This window comes from Anaeromassilibacillus sp. SJQ-5 (genome assembly GCF_054108045.1).
The window spans coordinates 2,801,306-2,820,442 of the sequence record NZ_JBPJWQ010000001.1 but is presented as its reverse complement, the minus strand read 5'-3'; the positions used below and the strand labels follow the sequence as shown (position 1 = coordinate 2,820,442).

The window sequence follows — 19,137 nt, the reverse complement described above, 5'->3', positions numbered from 1 at the left end:
CGTTTATGCGCATGGGGAGAAAGAGACGGGGAGAGGTATGGACAGACAGATTTTCCGGCCGGAGGCGTTCGGCGCGCTGGCCGACGGGAGCACCAACGATGCGGCGGCCTTCTGGCAGGCCCTGGATGCGGCTGCCGCCGTGCCGGACAGCATCCTGGAGCTGAAGAAGGACGGCGTGTATTATCTCGCGCGGCGGGGGACTGCCGCCGCGACGGACTGCGGTGCCTCCGGCGCCATGGCCAGCGCGGCCGGAGAGGATAAGACGGCGGCCATCGCCCTGGACGGGGTTCGGGGCCTGACCATCCGGGGAAATAACACGACCCTGCTGCTGGAGGCGCCCCTGTTTTACTGCAACATCAACAATACCGAGCGGGTGACGCTGGAGGGGCTGAATTTCGACTACCGCGTCCAGCCTTTCGCCGGCGCGCGCACCCTGGCTGTCGACCGGGAAGCGGGCTGCGCGGAGGTGGTGACCGACCGGAGCCTCGGCATCGAGGGCTCCCACGACGGGCGGCCCTTCGGCCTATTCGGGGTACTGGATCGGCCCGACGGCCGGTGGCACATGTTCCTGGACGGCTACGACACGCTGGACGCGGCCGCCAACCGGTACCGGGTGCGGTTCAAAAAAGAGGACGCGGCCACCATGTCGCGTCTGGATTTGCTGGAATCCACGCGGATCATCCTGCCCATGCCGGGCATCGGTCACCGGATCGAACGGGCCTTCTCCATTGTGGGCAACACCGATTTTCAGATGCGGGACTGCCGGATCTGGAGCGCCGCCCGCTTTATGTTCGCCCTGTTCCGTAACGAGGGGGAGATCCGCTTCCAGCGGGTGCATATAGAGCCGCGGCCGGGCTCGGATCTGCCTATCGTGGGCTGGCGGGACGGGTTCCACGTCAAGGAAAACCGAGGCCGGTATATCTGGGAAGACTGCCGGGCCAGCGGCCTGTTTGATGATATTTTCAACATCTCCGCCTCCATGCTGAACGTGCAGGATGTGTATGCCGACGACGACATCGACCTTCTGTGGGGGGAGACCCACGGCCCCTACGTCCCACTGAAGCCCGGCGATACCCTGACCGTTATCAACGAGGATACCGGCGCGCTCATCGGCTCCACCGCCGTGCGCCGGGTCATCCGGCAGGAGGGGGAGCATAACCGGATCCTGCTAACCGAGCCGCTGCCCGGCGTGCGGGCGGGCGAGCACGTGAAGGCCTGCTTCGATTCCATGGTGGCGCCCGGCTCGGTCATCGAGGGCTGCGACTTCCGGGGCACCTTCCGCTTTCGGGGTCCCATCGAAATCCGGAACAGCTATTTCTACGTGGCCCGGATGTGGATCGACCTGTTTTCCCCCTATGAGGGCCCGGTGCCGCAGGGGGTGCATTTCACCGGCTGCCGCTTTGTCTGCGACGACGAGGAGGCGCTGTACTTCCATCTGGAAAGCCAACGGCAGGGGGACGGCGGCGCCCGGCCCTATCATCTGGAAGATATCCGGTTCAACAACTGCCGTCTCTGCCCGGCTAATTTCCAAATTGCCGAGCAAGATCGGCCCTATGTGTATTTTGAATGAGAGCAAATATCCAGAATTTAACGGGCCTTTTACGGGAATATAAACCAAACCGGCCGGTTTTGCACTTGCAAAATGTGCCGTATGGCGTATAATGGGGGTAGACCATGGAACAACGCCGAGGGGTGAACCTGATGCCAGAGACGGTAACGACTGCATTCTGCATGGATTACAAGCGGATCGATTTTCTGTTCTGCGACGACGGGGATACCTATAACATTATGGAGCAGGTGCGCCAGCTGCAGGGGACCGGCGGCGAAAACCCGGTGCTGTTCCATACGCCGGGCGAGGAAGAAATGGCGATGCCCTTCTCCGTCACCGGCGGCGCCCATTATGAGGTGGGGGATAAGTATTTTACCCGCCGCAGCCAGCTGGACAGCTACCAGCTGATCCTGACCTGCTCGGGCCACTGCCAGGTGGAGACCGGCAGCCACCGGTATGACTGCACCAAGGGTACCGTGCTGCTGATGGACTGCCGGGCGCCCCACGTCTACCGGGTGCCCAAAGGGGAATGCTGGGACTATAAGCATATCCATTTCGAGGTGGACGAGAAATCCCGCCGGGTAGCGGACAAGGCCCTGGGCTTCATCGCCTTCCCCGAAAGCGATATCGAGCGGCGCATTGACGAGATTTTCTGGGAGATGCGGCATTTCAGCGCCAATTCCCCCTACATTTTGTCCAATCACGTGTCCAACATGCTGACCGAAATGATCCAACTCCGCTCCCAGGCGGCCATTATCCGGCCCCATATGGAGCTTATCGAAAAAGCCGCCAAATATATGCGCGGCCATTATATGGAGAAAATCAATATCAACGACCTGGCGAAAAACGAGTTTGTATCGGTGTTCTACTTCACCCGGCTGTTTAAGGATTATTACGGCACCTCTCCGTATGATTACCTGGTGAAATACCGGCTGAATAAGTCCAAGAACATGCTCGCCCAGGGGCGGGCGGTCAAGGAGATTGCCCAGGAATGCGGCTTCGGCAACGCCAATAACTTCTCCCGCATCTTCAAAAAGCACACGGGTATCTCGCCCAACCAGTTCCGCGCCCAGTTCTTCGGCAGCGCGGAGGAAGCCTAAACCTCTCGTAGGGGCCGCCGTTCCTTCAAAACGGCGGCTCTTTTTTACGCATAGAAATATCACCCGGCCCCGGAGGACGTCCTCCGGGGCCGGGTGATTTTTTGGTTATTTCCGTTTCCGCAGCAGAAGCAGCGTCCCAGCCGACAGGGCCGTGAGCAGCAGCACCGCCGCAGGCAGGGCCGAACCGGTGTCGGGAATACTGTTTTCGTCGTCGTTCCCGCCGGAACTGGTCTCGTCGTCCACCGTGTAGGCCTTGATGATTTGCAGCAGTTCGTAAGCGCCCTCATCGGTGTCCAGCAGCCGGGCCTCCACATCCATCTGGGTGAAGTAGTCCAGCGCGTTCCAGGCCTTGGCCAACAGGGTCAGGGCGTCCTTGTCGCCCGCCGAAGCGGCGTCGTAATGCTCGTTGAGCAGCGCCAGGAACTTATCGGTGGCGGTTTCCTCAGGCTCTTCAGCCTTTTTCTCAACGAAAGCGACGGTGGGGTTGATGCCGTTCTCGGAGGCGGAGGCCACCCGGAAGTAGGCGTCCTTGCCCTTCACCATGTTGTCCATCTGCAGGTATTTGTCGATTTCGGGGTCGGAGGAGGAAAGGATCTTGCCCGCCACCTGGAGATACCAGTGGCCCTGTACCCCGTCTTCGATGACCGAGATGGTCAGATCCTTGCCGCCGCAGGCGGGCACCGCCGTCAGCGTTTTCCATTCCGTTCCGGCCCAGGCCAGAATGTGGGTGTTGCCGGGATCGGCTTCGGGCTTATCCACCAGCCGGATGGCCACGCCCTGGCCGGGTGTCGGCTTGCGATCGACGTTGGGCCCGGTGACAAAGGCGAATTCCGGCGCCCAGTTGGTTTTGCCCTCCAGATTGGCGTTGAAGTTGATGTAGACCGGATTGTTTTCCAGGTTCTTGATGGGCAGGTTGTACTGCGCATACGCGCCGGCCGGCACACTCAGCTTGTAGCCGTCCTCCGCGCTGCCCTCGGTGGCGGAGCCCATAAGCACCGAGAACCACCAGTCGCCGCTCTGCTCCATGTTGGCGATCTGGATGCCATTGGTGCGGAAGCCGTTGTTGCCGCCGATGCGCACCTTGGTTTTCGCGGCGTTGGCCTCCATATACGCGTCGAAGTTGTCGAAGGCGCGGCCGGTGAACAGATGGCTGTCGATTTTCAGATACCAATGGCCGTCCTGCTTGACAAAGGAATAGGTGTGGGTGCCGTCCAGGTTGAAATTGGTCAGCTTGCCGTTTTCCAGGCTGGCGGGGTCGTCGCTGGCGATGGTCACCGCCTCCATCTTGTCGCCCACCTGCGTCCAGCACTGGACGATTAGGGTGTTGCCCGCCTGGGGCGTTAAGATAAAGAACAGGCCGTTCTTCGCGCCCGGCGCCGGATATAGGCCGGTGTTCGGATCGGTGGTTAGGGACAGGGTGAACCATCCGCTGTCTCCGGCGGTGGCCCCCGCCCAGGTGATGACGTCCTTGGTCATGTCGTAGTCCTTGGTGGTGGTGGCCCAGAGCGAGCCTTTTCCGCGGCAGTCCTCGAACTGCCAGCCCTCGGCCTCGCTGCCGGTGTATTTGACCTTGTCGTCGTCGTTGACATACCAGTCGCCCGCCGCGTCCAGCTTCAGCTCGGCAATTTTCGCCTCGGCGTCGGTCAGCTTTTTCAGGGTCTCGGCGGCCACCAAGGCTTTATCCGGCAGCGCGTTATAGGCGGCGCGGGCGGCCTTGACCGCCGCTTCGTCCTGCAGGGTGATGGCGCCGGGGGCCGGCAGCGCGCCAATCAGCGCCGCGGCCGCGTCGGCCTTCAGCTGCGGAATCCGCGCTTCAGCGTCTGTGAGGCGCTGAAGGGTCTCGGCGGCGATCAGGCTCTTGTCCGCCTCCAAGGCGTCGTAAGCGGCGCGGGCGGCCTGGATGGCTTCCTCGTTCTGCAGGGTGACGGCGTCAGCGGCGGGCAGCGCCTTGATGGCCGCGTCGGCGTCCACTGCCTTTTTGACGGCGGGCAGCCGGTCCTCCACGGCCTTCAAAGCGGTCAGGCTCAGAGGATTCACCAGCGCGGACACCTCGGGGGTCAGCGCGCTGTAAGCGGCGCGGGCGGCCTCGGCGGCGGCCTTCTTGGCGGTGTAATTGGCTACGGTAATATCCTCTGGCTTACCCAAGGCGGTCACTGTGGCGTCAAAGGCCTCGGCCGCCTGCTTGTTGGCCTGATAGGCCGCGTCCAAATCGCTCAGCTTCTGGGACAGAGCCGCCAGCTTGGCGGCTTTGGCCTCATCCACCCGGGCGGCCAGATCGCCAAGCGCGCTGTAGGCCGTCTGGGCGTCGACAATGACCTGCTTATACGTGGCGTAGTTCTCGGCGGTCAATTCGTCGGCGGTGACGGGAATGGCGTCAATGAGGGCTTGCACATCGTCGACCTGCTTCTGGATTTCCAGTTCCGCCATCCGGCTTTCCAGCGCCGCGAGCTTGACCAGCTGCGCGTTTTTCAGGAACACCCGGCTGGCTCCTAGGGCGTCGACTTTGCCGGCGGCGGCCGTCAGCGCCGCCTTATCCGTCAGGGCGAGGGCGTCCGTCTCGGGCAGGCTATCGATGGCTGTACCGGCTTCGCCGATAGCCGCCGCGTTGTCGGCTGCCGCCTTGGCCGCCGTCTCGCTTTTCACCCAGTAGGAAATGGAGGTGGCGGAGGAATCGGCGCCGAAGGAGACGTAAACCGGTTTGCCGACAAAGCGGTCAAACTGCAGATGCGCGTCCTGCGCCAGCTGTTCGGCGGTGGGGGTGCCGCTGGCCTTGATTTTCGCCGTCCAGCCTCCCACGCGGGGAACAAAAATTTTTAAATACCAGTGATTCTGCCCGTCGATACCGGGTTCGTTGACAAAGCTGATGACGTTGCCGCCTTTTTTGGGATCGTAAATCGGATTGAAGTTATCATCGATACCGAAATATCCGCAGCCCCAGGCATCCAGCGTGGGGGAGGGACCGCTGGGCATGTTGGCTACGCGGTGGACATTTTTCGAGCCGGCTACGTATGTGGGCCGGATTTGAATCACGTCGTCCTGTCCGGCAGGATTCATCGCCGCGTCCGGGTTGGTGGAGAAGGACAGCACCGAAGTAAAGTTGGAGGTGCGCGCTTCCATAAATTCCTTACTGAGAACCGGCGCATAAACCAGCTCTTCCTTGGTGATGTCCGTAAAGCCGTAATTGAATTGCGCCATGGAAGCGTTGGAGGATAGGGTGAAGCGGTACCCCTCCGCCGCGCTGCCCGTGACCTCCGGGGCCTTGCCCGGCGCGGTGACCTTCCATTCGCCGGTCTTATTCAGGTTTTGCAGAAATTGGCTGGTAAAGGTATAAACCACGGTGGCGTTGGCCCGCCCCAACAGGGTGATCCGGGCGCCTTTGCCGACAAAGTCGTCAAAGTTGAATTTTCCGCCCGCACCGTCCAGCACGATCTCCATACCCGACGCGCAGGTAAGCTTCAAATACCAGTGGCCATTTTTCTGGACAAAGGACAACCCCACAGGGCGGGGGGTGTCATCCGTCTGGAAAATGTGGGCATAATTTACCCGCTCCTGCACTTCCGTACCTTCCGCATAAAAGATGACCTGATTGGGCTGCCCGGCTCCGGGCTCGGAAACCAGTTCCAGCTTTTTCGTGAGCGTTCCGTCTGCGGAAGTGAATTCAATCCCTGTCCATAGCTGTCCACCAAAATAGGATATTTTCGTGTTCAGCGAAAACGCCTGTTCCAGCAGATTCGGGAACACAACCTGCAGCTGAGCCGATTGTTTTTCCTTGTCCAGCGTGACGGTGTATCCGTCGGCGGCCGAGCCGGTCACCCGGCCCTCCGGGTTATCCGCTTCCACCTTCCAGGTGTAGCCGTCCTCGCCGGTGATGTCCGCCGCCGAGCCGAAGGGCGGCGCTATCAGCAGGGCGCTGGCCATCAGGGAGGCCGCGGCCACGACCGACAGTGCCTTTTTGAGCCTTGTCATTGCAATCCTTCCTTTCTCTGTCGAGAACGTCGGTTCTCAGAACAAAATATGCCGGATCGATTTTTTGGAGAAAGAAATCCGCCGCCCGGCGTCCCGGCCGATCGGATCCCTCCCGTCATGCTCTCAGTATAGCAGACCGTTCTTATCAAACTCAATGCATTTTCTGCCACTTGGCAAGATCGTGGTGGTATTGTTCAAAAAATGCCGAGTTATATTTAATAAATACGGAGGACATATCCAAACACTGCAAAAAGTGCACTGCGAATGGCAAGATAGCCTGTTGAGATGCCTTCGGCTTTCTTGTAAGATGGGAATATAGCCGGCGGCCGCCCGTGCGAGGGACGTCGCCTCTGCAAGAAAGGACTAGAACGGTATGCGTATCACACAGCCGGCCCCCTTCATCTGGGCGGCCCCTCCCTTTGCCCGGCGCAATGTCTGGCAGATGTTCCGCCGGGAATTCACGCTGGATTTTCCGCCGGAAACGGCGTCTTTGCATATCACCGCCGATACCCGCTACACCCTGTTTGTCAATGGTGTCCGCCTGGGCAGCGGGCCGATGAAGTATTTCCAGGCCCATATCCCCTACGACACCTACGACATCGCCCCCTGCCTGCGATGTGGCAAAAACGTCATCGGCGTGCTGGTACATTACTGGGGCGTGGGCACCATGCAGCATCAGTTCGGGGAGCCGGGCTTGTGGCTTCAGGCTATCGTGCAGGGCGGGGAGCGCCGCCTGGAAATCGGCACCGGCCCGGAATTCCTCACAGCCCCCTGTGCGGCGCTGGACAGCCGTTCCCCCCGCATCTGCGTGCAGCAGGCTTTTACCGAGCACCTGGACATGTCCCGCTGGGAGGATTTCTCCGCCCCCGGCTACCGCCCCGATCCCGTCCGCTGGACGCCCGCCGTCCCCACCCCCCGGGACACGGCCGTGCTGTTTGCCCGGGATATCCCGCCTCTGACGGAGGAGCCGCTGCTGCCCGCCCGGGTGTCCCGCCTGCGCTTGGTCAGTCCGCCGGAGGTCAGCTTCGTGGTGGATACCCGCTCCATGATGCTGGACGCCGAAGGGTATAAGAATTGCAATCCCGCCACCATGCAGGGCCTGGTGGTGACTGTGATCCATATGGAGCAGCCGGGGGATGTCGTCCTCTATCTGGATATTTCCCGGTGTTATCCGGTCTTTTTCGGCGGCCGGTGGCATACGCCCGAGGAGCTCAAGGCCGCCGCCAGCCCCCATCTGCATATCGCCGCCCGTCTTGGGGCCGGGGACAACCGGCTGGCCTTCGACATCACCGCCCGGGAACACTGGATGGGCGTGCATTTCGCCCTGCACAGCGAGGCGCCCTTCCGTCTGCGCCCGCCGGAGGAGGCCGGGCCCGCGGCTTCGCCCTTCCTGCTGCTGGGCCCCTTTTCACCGACACTGTACAACGTGGACGACGTGCCGGGCATCGGGGTGGATCCCCTCCATCCGGACTATCGCCGGGCGGTGGATCGCATGGCGTATCCCGACGGCCTGCAGGGGCTGGAGCATTATGCCCGCCCGGTGCCGCCCGACCTGGTGGCGCCTTGCGATCCCTTCCTCCTGTTTGCCAACGCCCGCGAGGCGGATTCCGCCTGCGCGGCCGACTATGCCGTACCCCAGGCGCTGCAGGAAATCGTCCTGCCCGGAGGCGGCTGGGCGGTTCTGCCGCTCCAGCCGGAGCGGGATACGGAATTCACCGTGGATTTCGGCCGGGAAACGGTGGGCTATCTCGCCTTCGAGGCCGACGCACCGGCGGGCACCATTCTCGATTTTTACCCCTACGAGTACACCGACGGCCGGGTGATTCAGCATACTTGGGGGATGGATCCGGTCTGGCGGGTCGTCTGCCGGGAGGGGCGGCAGCGCTTCACCTCTTTCTTGCGCCGGGGCTTCCGCTACTGCGCGGTGGCGGTGCGGGGCGCATCCCGGCCGGTGAAATTCCGGTCGGTTTCGGCCATCCAGTCCACCTATCCGCTGGCCCAGGTAGGGAACTTCTCCTGCGCCGACCGGCTGCTGACCGACATCTGGGAGCTGAGCGCCCATACCGTGCGGATGTGCTCGGAGGACACCTTCGTCGACTGTCCCGCCTATGAGCAGGTGTTCTGGGTGGGGGACAGCCGCAACGAGGCCCTGGTCAGCCGGTACGTCTACGGAAACACCGCCAACATCCGCCGCTGCTTGGAGCTGGTCCCCCAGTCGGCCCCTCAGACCCCGCTGCTGTGCGATCAGGTGCCCAGCATGTGGGACAGTGTAATCCCCAACTGGACCTTCGCCTGGATGATCGCCTGCGGCGAGCAGTATACCTATACCGGCGACGTTTCCTTTGTTAAGGGCATCCTGCCCGCCGTCCGGGCCGCCATGGAGGCATATCTCGGGCATCTGGACGGGCGGGGCCTGCTGAACATCGAGGCCTGGAACCTGCTGGACTGGGCCCCCTCCGATCAGCCCAACGCCGGGGTGGTCACCCACCAGAATATGTTCATGGTCAAGGCCCTGCGGGAGCTGGCCCGCCTGTCCCAGGCCGCCGGAGAGGATCCGAGCCCCTGGACGGCCCGGGCCGACGCCCTGCGCGCCGCCATCAACGTCCATTTGTGGGACGGCGGCCGCCAGGCCTACCTGGACTGCATCCACGCCGACGGCCGTTCTTCCACGATTACCAGCATCCAGACCCAAATCGTCGCCCTGCTCTGCGATATCCCCCGGGAGCGGGAGCGCGCCGCCGCCGTCCACCGGCTGGTTCTGCGGCCCCCGGCCGACTTTGTCCAGGTGTGCAGCCCCTTCATGGCCTTTTTTCAGTACGAGGTGCTGGAAAAGGCGGGGGACGTGGCCGCCATGCTGGAGGATATGCGGATCCATTACGGCGAAATGGTGCGCTGCGGCGCCACCACCTGTTGGGAGCAGTACCCTGAATCCCCCCTCAACAAGGCGGTGGAGGGGATGCTCAGCCGCAGCCACTGCCACGCCTGGAGCGCGGCCCCGGCCTATTTCCTGTCCCGCAGCGTCCTGGGCGTCAAGCCGCTGGCCCCCTTCTGGACGTCGGTGGAAATCGCCCCCGTTCCCTGCGGTCTTGCCTGGGCCCGGGGCGCCGTACCCCACCCGGCGGGCGGAGTCATCGAGGTATCCTTTACCGTTGAGGGGGATAAAATTGATCTGCGGATTTCCGCCCCCGAGGACGTGGAGCTGGTCATCCGCCTGCCCGACGGGCTCAAGGGCGAACCCCTGGTAGAGCGCACCAAGCGGCTGGAATCCCGCGCACGTCCCCCGATGGAAAAACCGATCCATTGGCAAATGCCGGTGGTGCCGGTATAATGAACGAAGGCCGGATGCACGGGGAACTATCCCCGGCTCCAAACCGCGAACAGAAAGGAAGAAATCGGATGAAACAGGGTACAAAATGGGCGGCGATGGCCGCCGCGGCGCTGTTGACCACGGCGCTGCTGACCTCCTGCCGGAACACGGAGCCGCCGGCCTCGTCCCCCTCCTCGCAGCCCGCTTCCTCCTCCGTCCAGACCACCGGCACGGAGGAGTCCGCCGCCACCGGCGCCACCGACGCGACGGCCTCCGCCGCCTCCGGAAACGCCACCTCCCCCAAGACGAACAGCGGCGGCGCCACCAAAAAAACCACCACGGCCGCCACCACCAAGCAGAATGTCCCCGCCTCCAAAACCCTGTATGTCAAGGACTTCGGGGCCAAGGGAGACGGCAAAACCGACGACGCATCGGCCATTTTCACCGCCCTTGGCGCCCTGCAGGACGCGGGCGGCGGCAGCACCCTGGTGTTCGAGAGCGGCAAGACCTACTATGCCAAAAACAACGGTACCTCCCTAAAGTCCATTTTCACCCTCAGCGGGGCGAAAAACGTGACCATCAAGGGCAGCAACACCACCCTGCTCATCGACGCGCCGAAATACTATGTGGATTTCCAGGACACCACCGGCGTCACCCTGGAGGGCTTCAATTTCGACTATAAAACCAAGCCCGCCTTCCGCGCCACCCTGGTAAGCCTGAACGCTGCCGCCGGCGAGGCGGTCATGACCGCCGACCGGGACATCGGCCTGGAAAACGGTGAGGAGTATATCCCCACTGTCAACGCGGGCGGCGGCTGGTTCGGCGTGCTGGATAAGCCTGCGGGCCGGTATCACATGTACATCAAGAAATACACCATGATCGACAAGGCCGCCCGGAAATTCAAGGTGACCTTCGATACCTCCAACGCCAACACCAAGGGCTGGCTGTCCCAGCTGAACAGTGTGGCCCTCACCGCCCCCATGCCCTACGTCGGCCACATCATCGAGCGGGCCTTTTCGCTGAGCGGCAACACCGATTTCACCATGAAAAACTGCAACGTCTACGCCATGGCCCGGTTCGGCTTCGCCGTTTTCAACTCGGAGGGCACCATCCGCTTTACCAACGTCAACCTCACCCGCGCGCCCAACTCCCTGGATAAAAACCTGAACTTCGTCGGCTGGCGGGACGGCTTCCACTGCAAGGAAAACCGCGCGAAGATCATCTGGGACGGCTGCAAAATGGAGGGCCTGTACGACGACGTGTTCAACATATCCGCCTCCACCATGTACGTCAAGGAGGCCAAAGGTCAAGATGAAATCAATATGTTTTGGCCGGAAACCAAGGGCACCTATTCCCCTCTGAAAAAGGGCGACAAGCTGACCATCATCGACACCTCCACCGGCCAGCTGATCGGCACCACCACCGTCAGCCGGGTGATGAAGCAGAGCGGATCCGACAACCGGGTGAAGCTGACCGACAAGCTGCCCGGCCTGAAGGCGGGGGAGAACATTCTGGTGTTCTTCGACTCCATGGTGGCCCCCGGTTCGGAGATTAAGAACTGCGATCTCGACGGCACCTTCCGATTCCGCGGCCCGCTGACCGTGACCAAAACCAAGATTTACAACCGCCGGATGTGGATCGATGTGTTCGGCAGCACCGAAGGCCCGGTGCCCCAGAACATCCTGTTCAAGGATTCCCCCATCTCGCTGGATTCTCCCACCGGCAAGTATTTTCATATCAGCAGCTATAACAACAACACCGCCGCCTCCGCCTACCACATCAAAAATGTGGTGTTCCAGAACTGCGGCGTCAGTAAGACTAACATGGAAATCGGCGCCGGCGACCAAGTAACCGTCCGCTGAAAAGAAACCCGGCTCAGCCTGTCGACAGGCTGAGCCGGGTTTCTTCTCATAAGGTTTCCAGCAGCACCGCAGCGCCCGGCGGCAGGGTGACGGCGCGGGACAGCCCGCCCGCCTGCAGGGGGAACGCCTCCCCCGGCTGCTCATATCTCTCGTCCACCGCGCGCCACCGGGCGTGCCCTCCCGGCAGGCCGCGCCATTCTAGGGATACCTCCGCCGGCGTGTCGCCGCTGTTGGCCAGCAGCGCCGCCGCCGTGCGTCCGTCGGTTGCCCCGGCGGCATACACTCCGTCCTCGGATACGAGTCGTACATATTCGCGCCGTTTATACAGTTCGTTGAACGCGCGGAAAGCGTAATATGCCGGGAACACATCCTCGGTCAGCGGATTGAAAAGCCCTCCGTAGGCGGTGTTCACCTGCCCGTCGTAGTAGACGCAGAGATCGACCGGCCCCGCCTGCATGGCGCAGAACATGGCGGCGATTTCGGCCGCGTCCCGCGCGGTGCCCCGCAGTCCCAGCCCCCGGTTCCACTCGTTGAGAATGTTCTCCGTATGGGTGAAGCCGTAGCTATCCAGGGTGTCCCGGGCGTAGCGGGCATAGGCCGCGGTTTCCGGCACCCCGGCATAGCTGTGCCAGGAGAAGAAGTCTAGAGGGCTCTTGTGGGCAGGGGAGGAGATATACCGCAGAAACTCGTGAAAGAATTCCACAAAATAACCCGTCCGGGTGCTGGACTTGGCCATGGCGGCATAGTCCGCCTCCGACAGGGCGTAGAAGCCGCACCCGGCGTACCCGCCGATGCGCAGGGAGGGAAACCGGCTTTTCAGATAGTTGGACGTCGTCTCGTACAGACGGAAATAGTCCTCCTTCGTCCCCTGCCACATGGGGTTGCGGGCGGGATCCGGCTCGTTGTCCGGCTCGTTCCAAATTTCCCAGTAGCGGATGCCGAAATGATAGCCGTTCGCCCACCCCTCGTTGTAGTGCCGGATGACGCCCGCGCACACGCGCGCCCATTTCAGCGGATCCGCCGGGGGAAAGATGTGGTAGGCCTTGATGGACCAGCTGTTTTCAATGGTCACGCCCAGCCGGTAGAAGGGTTCGACCCCCTGCCGGTGCAGGGCGGTCAGCAGCCAGTCGGTGAAGGCGAAATCGTAAGAGTCCTCCCGGTCCGGATCCGCGTCCCAGTTCCGGAACACGTTGGGAATGTCCACGAAGCAGCCCCCGCCGTACCGGCCGCCGGTATCGTGCAGGCGGGAAAACGGGATGCCCGCCTCCCCGAGGAAGTGAAACAGCTTGTCGTCAGTGCCCAGCAGCGGCGCGTTGCCCACCCCGTGCATGGGCTTGACCATGCCGTCCGTGCGGCGAAAATCGCCCGAAATGCGCGTCATACGGCCCGCTCCTTTCTATAGCGTATTGATGATAATCAGCGCCATGGCGCCCAGCGCCACGCCGGCCAGGCTTTTCGCCGTCAGCCTTTCCCGGAAGAAGACGGCGCCGATGCCCGCCGCCAGCAGCATGCCGCCCCCGTTGACCAGGGTGAACAGGACGACCGAGGGCACCAGGGCGGAGGCGATGGTGGACAGCAGGTTGACCACGAACAGCGCGCCGGCGAGAATCAGCCCGTATATCCATAAAGGCCGATCAAGGCGCAGACTGCCCATTCCTGCTTTGCGGCCCTGCGGCAGGACGCAGAGGAGCAGCGCTGCGCTGGCAAACAGAAAGGCCGTCAGGGAAAAGACACCGGTGCTCGTCTGCGGGTAGTAAAAGCTGAACAGCTTCTGCGCCAGCATGGTGGTGCCGTTGGACAGCAGGCTGACGAGAAGTATCCCCACGGTTTTTGCCGACAGATGGCCGTATTGCTTCTTGGAACACCCGCCCAACAGCCAGGCCGCCCCCAACAGCATCAGAACGCCGCCCCCCTGCCATGGGGACAGGTGCTCCCCAAACAGCAGCGGGCCGGCCGCGCAGGGGATGAGCAGGCCGGCCGCCGCCGCCAGGCTTCCCAGCGCCACCGTGCCGCTGCGCAGGGCCGCCAGGCCGCTGATGGAACAAACCGCCATGGACAGCCCTCCCAGGGCCGAGACCGCCAGCGCCCCCGCTCCGGGCGCCTGCCCGGCCGGCGCCGCCAGCAGGTACAAAAGGCTGAGGGCCGCGCAGGCAGCGTAATTGAACAGAGAGAAGCTCAAAAATTGATGACGGGATCCCAGCAGGATGCTGGCTTTCTTGTTGAAATATCCCTGCGCCGCTTTCATCAGCAGCAGGATCCCGATGAATAGGGTTCCCATGAAACCTCCTTATAGCGTCCTGGCCGGCCCCGTGGTTTCCCGCGGGATCAGCCGGCACTGGACGAGAATACGCTGCACCATCCGGTAGTCGGGATCCGCCGTTTTCCGCAGCAGGATGTCCACCGCCTGCCCGCAGGCTTCCTCAACATAGGCGTGGATGGTGGTCAGCGCCGCTGGGGCGAAGGACGCGGTGGGCACGTCGTTGATGCCTATGATGGAGAGATCCTCCGGCACCCGCAGGCCACTTTCCGCAAAGGCCCGGATGGCGCCGAACGCCACCTCGTCATAAGCGGCGATGAAGGCGGTGGGGCGATCCCCGCGGCCGAGGGCCTCCTTGGCCGCGGCGTAGCCGGCCTGCTCGAAGCGGCCGGCCGCGATGAAGAAATCCTCCTCCCGCGCCGTCAGCCCGGCCCGCGCCATGGCCGCGCGGACACGGGCCTCCTTGGGGGAGGCCAGCCGTTCGCCCAGATAGCCAATGCGCCGATGGCCCAGCCCCTGCAGGTGGCGGACGGCCTCCAGCAGCCCGGCCTCTAAATCGAAATCGATGCAGTCGAAGGCGGGGGAGTAGCTCGTCCCGCCCAGCTGCACCACCGGGATACAGAAATCCTCCCGCATAAGCGCCCCCGCCGCGCCCGGAATCAGCACCGCCGCGTCCACCCCCGGCTTGACCGCCAAATCCTCGAGCAGCGCGCTCTGCCGTTCCGGCTCGAAGCCGGACAGATACACGGCGCTGGTGCCCCCGTGGCTCTCGGCCAGACGGCTCAGGCAGGTGGCGATGGCGGAATAATACACGCTGACGATTTCGGGGCAGACCACGGCGATGGTGGGGGCGGACGGCTTGCGGTAGGAAAGCCGTCTCTCCTTGCATTGCCGCAGATAGCCGGATTCCCTGGCCACCTGCCGGACATGCCGGACGGTTTCCTCGCTGACCTCCCGGCTGTTGGCCAAGGCCTTGGAGGCGGTCGAGGGGGACACATGGGCCAGCTCTGCCAGTTTTTTCAGCGTCATGGTCTTCTCCTTTTGTGCGGGTTTGTTCGAACGCCTTCATTATAGCCCGTCTGCCCCCCGGATGCAATGAAAGACGCCACGAAATTCTTTCGAAATAAAAACCGGGAGCCGCTGTGCTCCCGGTTTTTATTTCGAAGGGCTTGGTTCACCAGAGCCCGAGCAGCTTCTGCGCGCCCAGGCTGACGCAAGCGATACCCACCCAGCAGCAGAAGCCCAGCAGGATGGGCTTGCCGCCCGTGCGCACCAGATGCACGATGTTGGTGTTCAGGCCGATGGCCGCCATGGCCATGATGATGAAGAATTTGCTCAGCTCCTTAAGCGGCGCGGTCACTGCGGCCGGGAGCTGGAACAGGGTGGTGACCACCGACGCCAGCACAAAAAACAGCACAAAAAACGGGAAAATCTTCTTCAGGCTCACTTTACCGGCCCCCGCTGTGTTCTTTTCCTTCCGGGCGCGCACGAAGGCCAGCACCAGTGTGATGGGGATGATGGCAAGCGTCCGGGTGAGCTTGACGATGGTGGCCGCCTCCAGGGTGTTGCTGTGGTGGATGCCGTCCCAGGCGGCCGCGGCGGCAGTGACCGAGGAGGTGTCGTTGACGGCGGTGCCCGCAAACAGGCCGAACCCCGCGTCGGACAGCCCCAGCAGCCCGCCGAGCGACGGGAAAATCAGGGCGGCGGCGATGTTGAACAGGAAAATGACCGATATGGACTGGGCGATTTCCTCGTCGTCCGCGTCGATGACCGGTGCGGTGGCCGCGATGGCGGAGCCGCCGCAGATGGAGGAGCCCACCCCGATGAGGGTGGCGCTTTTGCTCGGCACCTTCAGCAGCTTTTTGAGCAGAAAGGCGATGACCAGCGAGGTGGTAATGGTGGACAAGATGATGGGCAGCGATTTCCGCCCAGTTTCCAGCACCACCTTGAGGTTGAGGCCGAAGCCGAGCAGCACCACAGCCGCCTGCAGCAGCTTTTTGGAGGTGAAGTTGACGCCCGGCTGCCAGCGGGTTTTGTCCTTGAGAAACAGGGTCAGCAGCATGCCCGCCAGGATGGCGAATACCGGCCCGCCCACCACGGGAATCCATTTTCCCAGCAGCCACGCCGGCACCGCCAGGAGGAGGCACAGCAGGATCCCCCGCACGTTTTGCTTGACAACATTCATGTTTTCCACGCCTTTCTGCATGATGCGTCCTCCAGTATAGCGCGGAAGGAAGATTATGTAAAATGATGATTCTTTATCTTTCCATGATGGTGTGTTATCATTAAGAGGAAAGGGGGCCGCGTCTATGCTGGATTTTCGTATCCATACCTTTCTCGCGGTGTGCCGCCATATGAATTTCACCCGGGCGGCGGAGGAGCTGCACATCACCCAGCCCGGCGTCTCCCGCCATATCCATCAGCTTGAGGAAGCATACGGCGTCCGGTTGTTTGCCTACGAGGGGAAAAAGGCGGTGCTGACCGAGGCGGGCCGCCTGCTGCTGGAGGCCGCGCAGACGGTCAAGCACGACGACGCCTTCCTGCGGGAACAGTTGGCCCGCCTGGAGGACGGGCACCGGCGGCTGCACTTTGGCGCGACGCTCACCGTGGGCGCGTATGTCATGCCGGCCGCCGTGGGGGCGTATCTCAGGCGGCATCCCGACGCGAGGGTGCAGATGGAGGTGGCCAACACCAGGGAGCTGCTGGGTCGCCTGGACGCCGGAAAGCTGGATTTTGCCGTGGTGGAGGGCTTCTTTGACAAGACGTCCTATGACCATCTGCGCTATGCGTCGGAGCCGTTCGTGGCGGTGTGTGCCCCCGGCTACCCCCTGCCCCCGGAGGCGAAGCGCCTGGCCGATTTGCTGGGGGAGCGGCTGATCACCCGGGAGCCGGGATCGGGCACGCGCACGATTCTGGAAAAGCATCTGGAGCTGCAGAATCTGACGCTGGGGGATTTCCGGCAGGTGATGGAAATCTCCAGCCTGGAGGCCCTCAAATCCCTAGCCATGGAGGGCTGCGGCGTGACCTTCCTGTATCAGGCCGCGGTGCGGTGCGAGCTGGCCGACGGCCGCCTGCAGGAAATCGAGCTGGAGGATTTCCGCTACCGCCACGATTTCACCTTCCTCTGGCGGAAAAACAGCGTCTTCCCCGCCTGGTATCACCGCCTGTTCCACGAGCTGGGCGGTGTGGAAGCGGAGCAGTAAACGCAAAACGCTCGGCGGCAGCCCCCGCCGGGCGTTTTTCCTATCCGGACGCCGGAAATCCGAAAAAATTTGTCCCGATGGGAAAATTCTGGGCGGCCGATTCGTTTTATCAGTAGGAGGGAGGGGGAACCTATGGATACGGTTCAGCAAACCGTCGATACCTATGCGGATATGTTGTTTCGGGTGGCCTGGCAGCATCTGGGGCAAAGGGAAGAGGCGGAGGACGTGGTGCAGGAGGCTCTGCTGCGGTTTATTCAGCACCCGTCCTTTGACGATGCGGCCTATGAGAAGGCGTGGCTGATTCGGGTGACGATTAATCTATGCCGGGATCATCAGAAAAGCGCCTGGCGCCGGCTGACCGAGCCGCTGACGCAGGATCTGCCCGGAATTCCCGATGAAAGCCGGTGGGTTCTCGAAGAACTGAAGCGGCTGTCGCCGGATCATCGGGACGTACTGTATCTGTATTATTTCGAGGGCTACCAAATCGCGGAGATCGCGGACATCCTGCACGTCAATAAACGGACGATTGGCACACGGCTGGCCCGCGCGAGAAAACGGCTTAAAACGATTCTGGAGGAGGATGCGATATGAAAAACAAATATACGCGGGCCCTGAGCGACGTGCATCTGACCGAGGAATTCCGCGAAAAGCTGGGAAGCTCCCTGCGGACGTCCCCTTTGCTGACCCAGCCTTATCAGGAGAAAAAATCACCTGTGAAGCCGCTTGGGTATCGGCACAAAGCGTACATAGCCGCGTGCGCCGCCGCCGCAGTAATGCTGACGATCGCCGTTCTGCTGACCACATTCACCCGCAGCACCCTGCCGCCTCTGCCCATAGACAGCAGCGCCGCGCCGCCGACGAGCACAGAGACGGCCTCCTCCACGCAAGAGTCCTCCTCTGCCGCCACATCGGGGCAGAGCACAACTGGTACGAAGCCGGGTGGGAGTACCACCGCCGCACGCACCACCACCTCCAAAGTGAGCGCCGCCACCACGGCTTCCACGACCGCCCCCACCCTTCCGCGCCTGCCCTGTACCCCCGGCGTGGTGCCGCCCAAACGCTATTTGGAAACCGGCGGGTGGACCAATGAGAACAGTCTTGTCGTTACGATGAAGAAGCCCGTTGCCGATAAGCGCTCCTGGTCGCCGGCCGACTTCCCGGAGGCGGAGGTAACGCAGATCCTCTACACCTCTTATATGAAGGGGGAAAGCCTGGAGCTGCTCCTGGTCGTCCGTCTCGCCGACGGCGATACGCTGGAAGCCGCGGCCAACCGGCTGAAGGAAAACGCCGGCGTCGAGACCGTCCAGCCCAACCGGGAGGTCCCGTTCGAATCCGTCCTGGTTCCCACCTACACAAAAATCCAGTTGCGCGTGGGGGAAACGATGGAACTCGGCATCCTGGGCGGGCATCTGTATGCGCCCAACCGCAGTTCTCCGATTGCTCTGATGACAGAAGAGACCAAGACCTTTACCACGGCGGATTTTCCCGATTTGGAATTGGAGCGGGTTGAAAAAGGAGACAGCTATGAAAGCGGAAAAAACACCTGGTACTTATATCTTAAAAAAGCCGAATATTTTAACGAGATAAAGGCTGTAGACAGCTTGATTCAGAGTGGCCGCTTCAACATAGTCTGCCTCGATGGGTTAGAATATCCGGGTTATGTGGAATCCCAATGGACCGTGGAGACGCCGGATATCACGGATATCAAGTCGGTGGATAGCGGCGAATACGGGAAAGCGGCGGATGGAAGGAACATAGTGGTAAAAGCGCTGCGTCCGGGGAAAACCACGCTGAAATATTCGTATTATAATCAGGCCAGCGGCTCCGCCTTCTGTGAAGTGGAGGTCGTCCCCGGGTAACGCAAAATATATGGAGAAAAGCCGGCAGACACGA

At 62.2% G+C, this 19,137-nt stretch carries 12 protein-coding genes; 7 read left to right on the top strand and 5 right to left on the bottom strand.

From position 1 onward, the window contains the following. The first annotated feature begins 37 nt into the window (after positions 1-37). Both ACSAMM_RS12030 and ACSAMM_RS12025 read left to right on the top strand, forming a co-directional pair. Positions 38-1,570 (top strand): hypothetical protein, encoded by a 1,533-nt coding sequence (locus ACSAMM_RS12030; protein WP_457791611.1) that lies wholly within the window; start codon positions 38-40, stop codon positions 1,568-1,570. Between the two features lie 104 nt (positions 1,571-1,674). After that, positions 1,675-2,649 (top strand): helix-turn-helix domain-containing protein, encoded by a 975-nt coding sequence (locus ACSAMM_RS12025; RefSeq protein ID WP_178724317.1) that lies wholly within the window; start codon positions 1,675-1,677, stop codon positions 2,647-2,649. A 105-nt stretch (positions 2,650-2,754) separates the two neighbouring features. Here ACSAMM_RS12025 and ACSAMM_RS12020 read toward each other — a convergent pair whose 3' ends face one another. After that, positions 2,755-6,615 (bottom strand): hypothetical protein, encoded by a 3,861-nt coding sequence (locus ACSAMM_RS12020; protein WP_457791610.1) that lies wholly within the window; start codon positions 6,613-6,615, stop codon positions 2,755-2,757. Between the two features lie 373 nt (positions 6,616-6,988). On the opposite strand from ACSAMM_RS12020, the gene ACSAMM_RS12015 reads away from it, so the two are divergent. Next, entirely contained in the window at positions 6,989-9,943 is a 2,955-nt protein-coding gene (locus ACSAMM_RS12015) for an alpha-L-rhamnosidase-related protein (protein WP_457791608.1), read from the top strand. Positions 9,944-10,011: 68 nt separating this feature from the next. Beyond that, a complete protein-coding gene (locus tag ACSAMM_RS12010; RefSeq protein ID WP_457791606.1) occupies positions 10,012-11,784 on the top strand; it encodes a hypothetical protein in 1,773 nt (590 codons plus the stop codon). Between the two features lie 46 nt (positions 11,785-11,830). Here the strand turns inward: ACSAMM_RS12010 and ACSAMM_RS12005 are convergent, their stop codons facing one another. From ACSAMM_RS12005 to ACSAMM_RS11990, 4 genes are all read right to left on the bottom strand, one after another. Next, positions 11,831-13,165 (bottom strand): GH39 family glycosyl hydrolase, encoded by a 1,335-nt coding sequence (locus ACSAMM_RS12005; protein ID WP_457791604.1) that lies wholly within the window; start codon positions 13,163-13,165, stop codon positions 11,831-11,833. Between the two features lie 15 nt (positions 13,166-13,180). Then, the gene (locus tag ACSAMM_RS12000) at positions 13,181-14,062 is read right to left on the bottom strand and encodes a hypothetical protein (RefSeq protein ID WP_457791603.1); all 882 of its coding nucleotides are present in this window, start codon (positions 14,060-14,062) and stop codon (positions 13,181-13,183) included. Between the two features lie 9 nt (positions 14,063-14,071). Next, positions 14,072-15,070 carry a LacI family DNA-binding transcriptional regulator gene (locus tag ACSAMM_RS11995; RefSeq protein WP_457791602.1) on the bottom strand — a complete coding sequence of 333 codons (999 nt, stop codon included), beginning with the start codon at positions 15,068-15,070 and terminating at the stop codon, positions 14,072-14,074. A gap of 145 nt (positions 15,071-15,215) precedes the next feature. Beyond that, entirely contained in the window at positions 15,216-16,226 is a 1,011-nt protein-coding gene (locus tag ACSAMM_RS11990) for a putative sulfate exporter family transporter (protein WP_178724333.1), read from the bottom strand. A 124-nt stretch (positions 16,227-16,350) separates the two neighbouring features. Here ACSAMM_RS11990 and ACSAMM_RS11985 point away from each other — a divergent pair, with 124 nt between their 5' ends. From ACSAMM_RS11985 to ACSAMM_RS11975, 3 genes are all read left to right on the top strand, one after another. After that, on the top strand, positions 16,351-17,244 hold the full coding sequence (locus ACSAMM_RS11985; RefSeq protein WP_457791600.1) for a LysR family transcriptional regulator: 894 nt from the start codon (positions 16,351-16,353) through the stop codon (positions 17,242-17,244). A gap of 132 nt (positions 17,245-17,376) precedes the next feature. Further along, positions 17,377-17,835, top strand: a complete 459-nt coding sequence (locus ACSAMM_RS11980) for an RNA polymerase sigma factor (protein WP_457791598.1) — start codon at positions 17,377-17,379, stop codon at positions 17,833-17,835. Then, positions 17,832-19,103 (top strand): hypothetical protein, encoded by a 1,272-nt coding sequence (locus ACSAMM_RS11975; RefSeq protein ID WP_457791597.1) that lies wholly within the window; start codon positions 17,832-17,834, stop codon positions 19,101-19,103. The genes ACSAMM_RS11980 and ACSAMM_RS11975 overlap by 4 nt, the downstream gene beginning before the upstream one ends. Positions 19,104-19,137 lie beyond the last annotated feature (34 nt).

What these genes read in the sequence shown, in the direction of transcription:
- ACSAMM_RS11995 (WP_457791602.1), bottom strand. Translation starts at nt 15,070, where the DNA reads ATGACGCTGAAAAAACTGGCAGAGCTGGCCCATGTGTCCCCCTCGACC.
- ACSAMM_RS12000 (WP_457791603.1), bottom strand. Translation starts at nt 14,062, where the DNA reads ATGGGAACCCTATTCATCGGGATCCTGCTGCTGATGAAAGCGGCGCAG.
- ACSAMM_RS11985 (WP_457791600.1), top strand. Translation starts at nt 16,351, where the DNA reads ATGCTGGATTTTCGTATCCATACCTTTCTCGCGGTGTGCCGCCATATG.
- ACSAMM_RS12015 (WP_457791608.1), top strand. Translation starts at nt 6,989, where the DNA reads ATGCGTATCACACAGCCGGCCCCCTTCATCTGGGCGGCCCCTCCCTTT.
- ACSAMM_RS12010 (WP_457791606.1), top strand. Translation starts at nt 10,012, where the DNA reads ATGAAACAGGGTACAAAATGGGCGGCGATGGCCGCCGCGGCGCTGTTG.
- ACSAMM_RS12020 (WP_457791610.1), bottom strand. Translation starts at nt 6,615, where the DNA reads ATGACAAGGCTCAAAAAGGCACTGTCGGTCGTGGCCGCGGCCTCCCTG.
- ACSAMM_RS12025 (WP_178724317.1), top strand. Translation starts at nt 1,675, where the DNA reads ATGGAACAACGCCGAGGGGTGAACCTGATGCCAGAGACGGTAACGACT.
- ACSAMM_RS11990 (WP_178724333.1), bottom strand. Translation starts at nt 16,226, where the DNA reads ATGAATGTTGTCAAGCAAAACGTGCGGGGGATCCTGCTGTGCCTCCTC.
- ACSAMM_RS11975 (WP_457791597.1), top strand. Translation starts at nt 17,832, where the DNA reads ATGAAAAACAAATATACGCGGGCCCTGAGCGACGTGCATCTGACCGAG.
- ACSAMM_RS12030 (WP_457791611.1), top strand. Translation starts at nt 38, where the DNA reads ATGGACAGACAGATTTTCCGGCCGGAGGCGTTCGGCGCGCTGGCCGAC.
- ACSAMM_RS12005 (WP_457791604.1), bottom strand. Translation starts at nt 13,165, where the DNA reads ATGACGCGCATTTCGGGCGATTTTCGCCGCACGGACGGCATGGTCAAG.
- ACSAMM_RS11980 (WP_457791598.1), top strand. Translation starts at nt 17,377, where the DNA reads ATGGATACGGTTCAGCAAACCGTCGATACCTATGCGGATATGTTGTTT.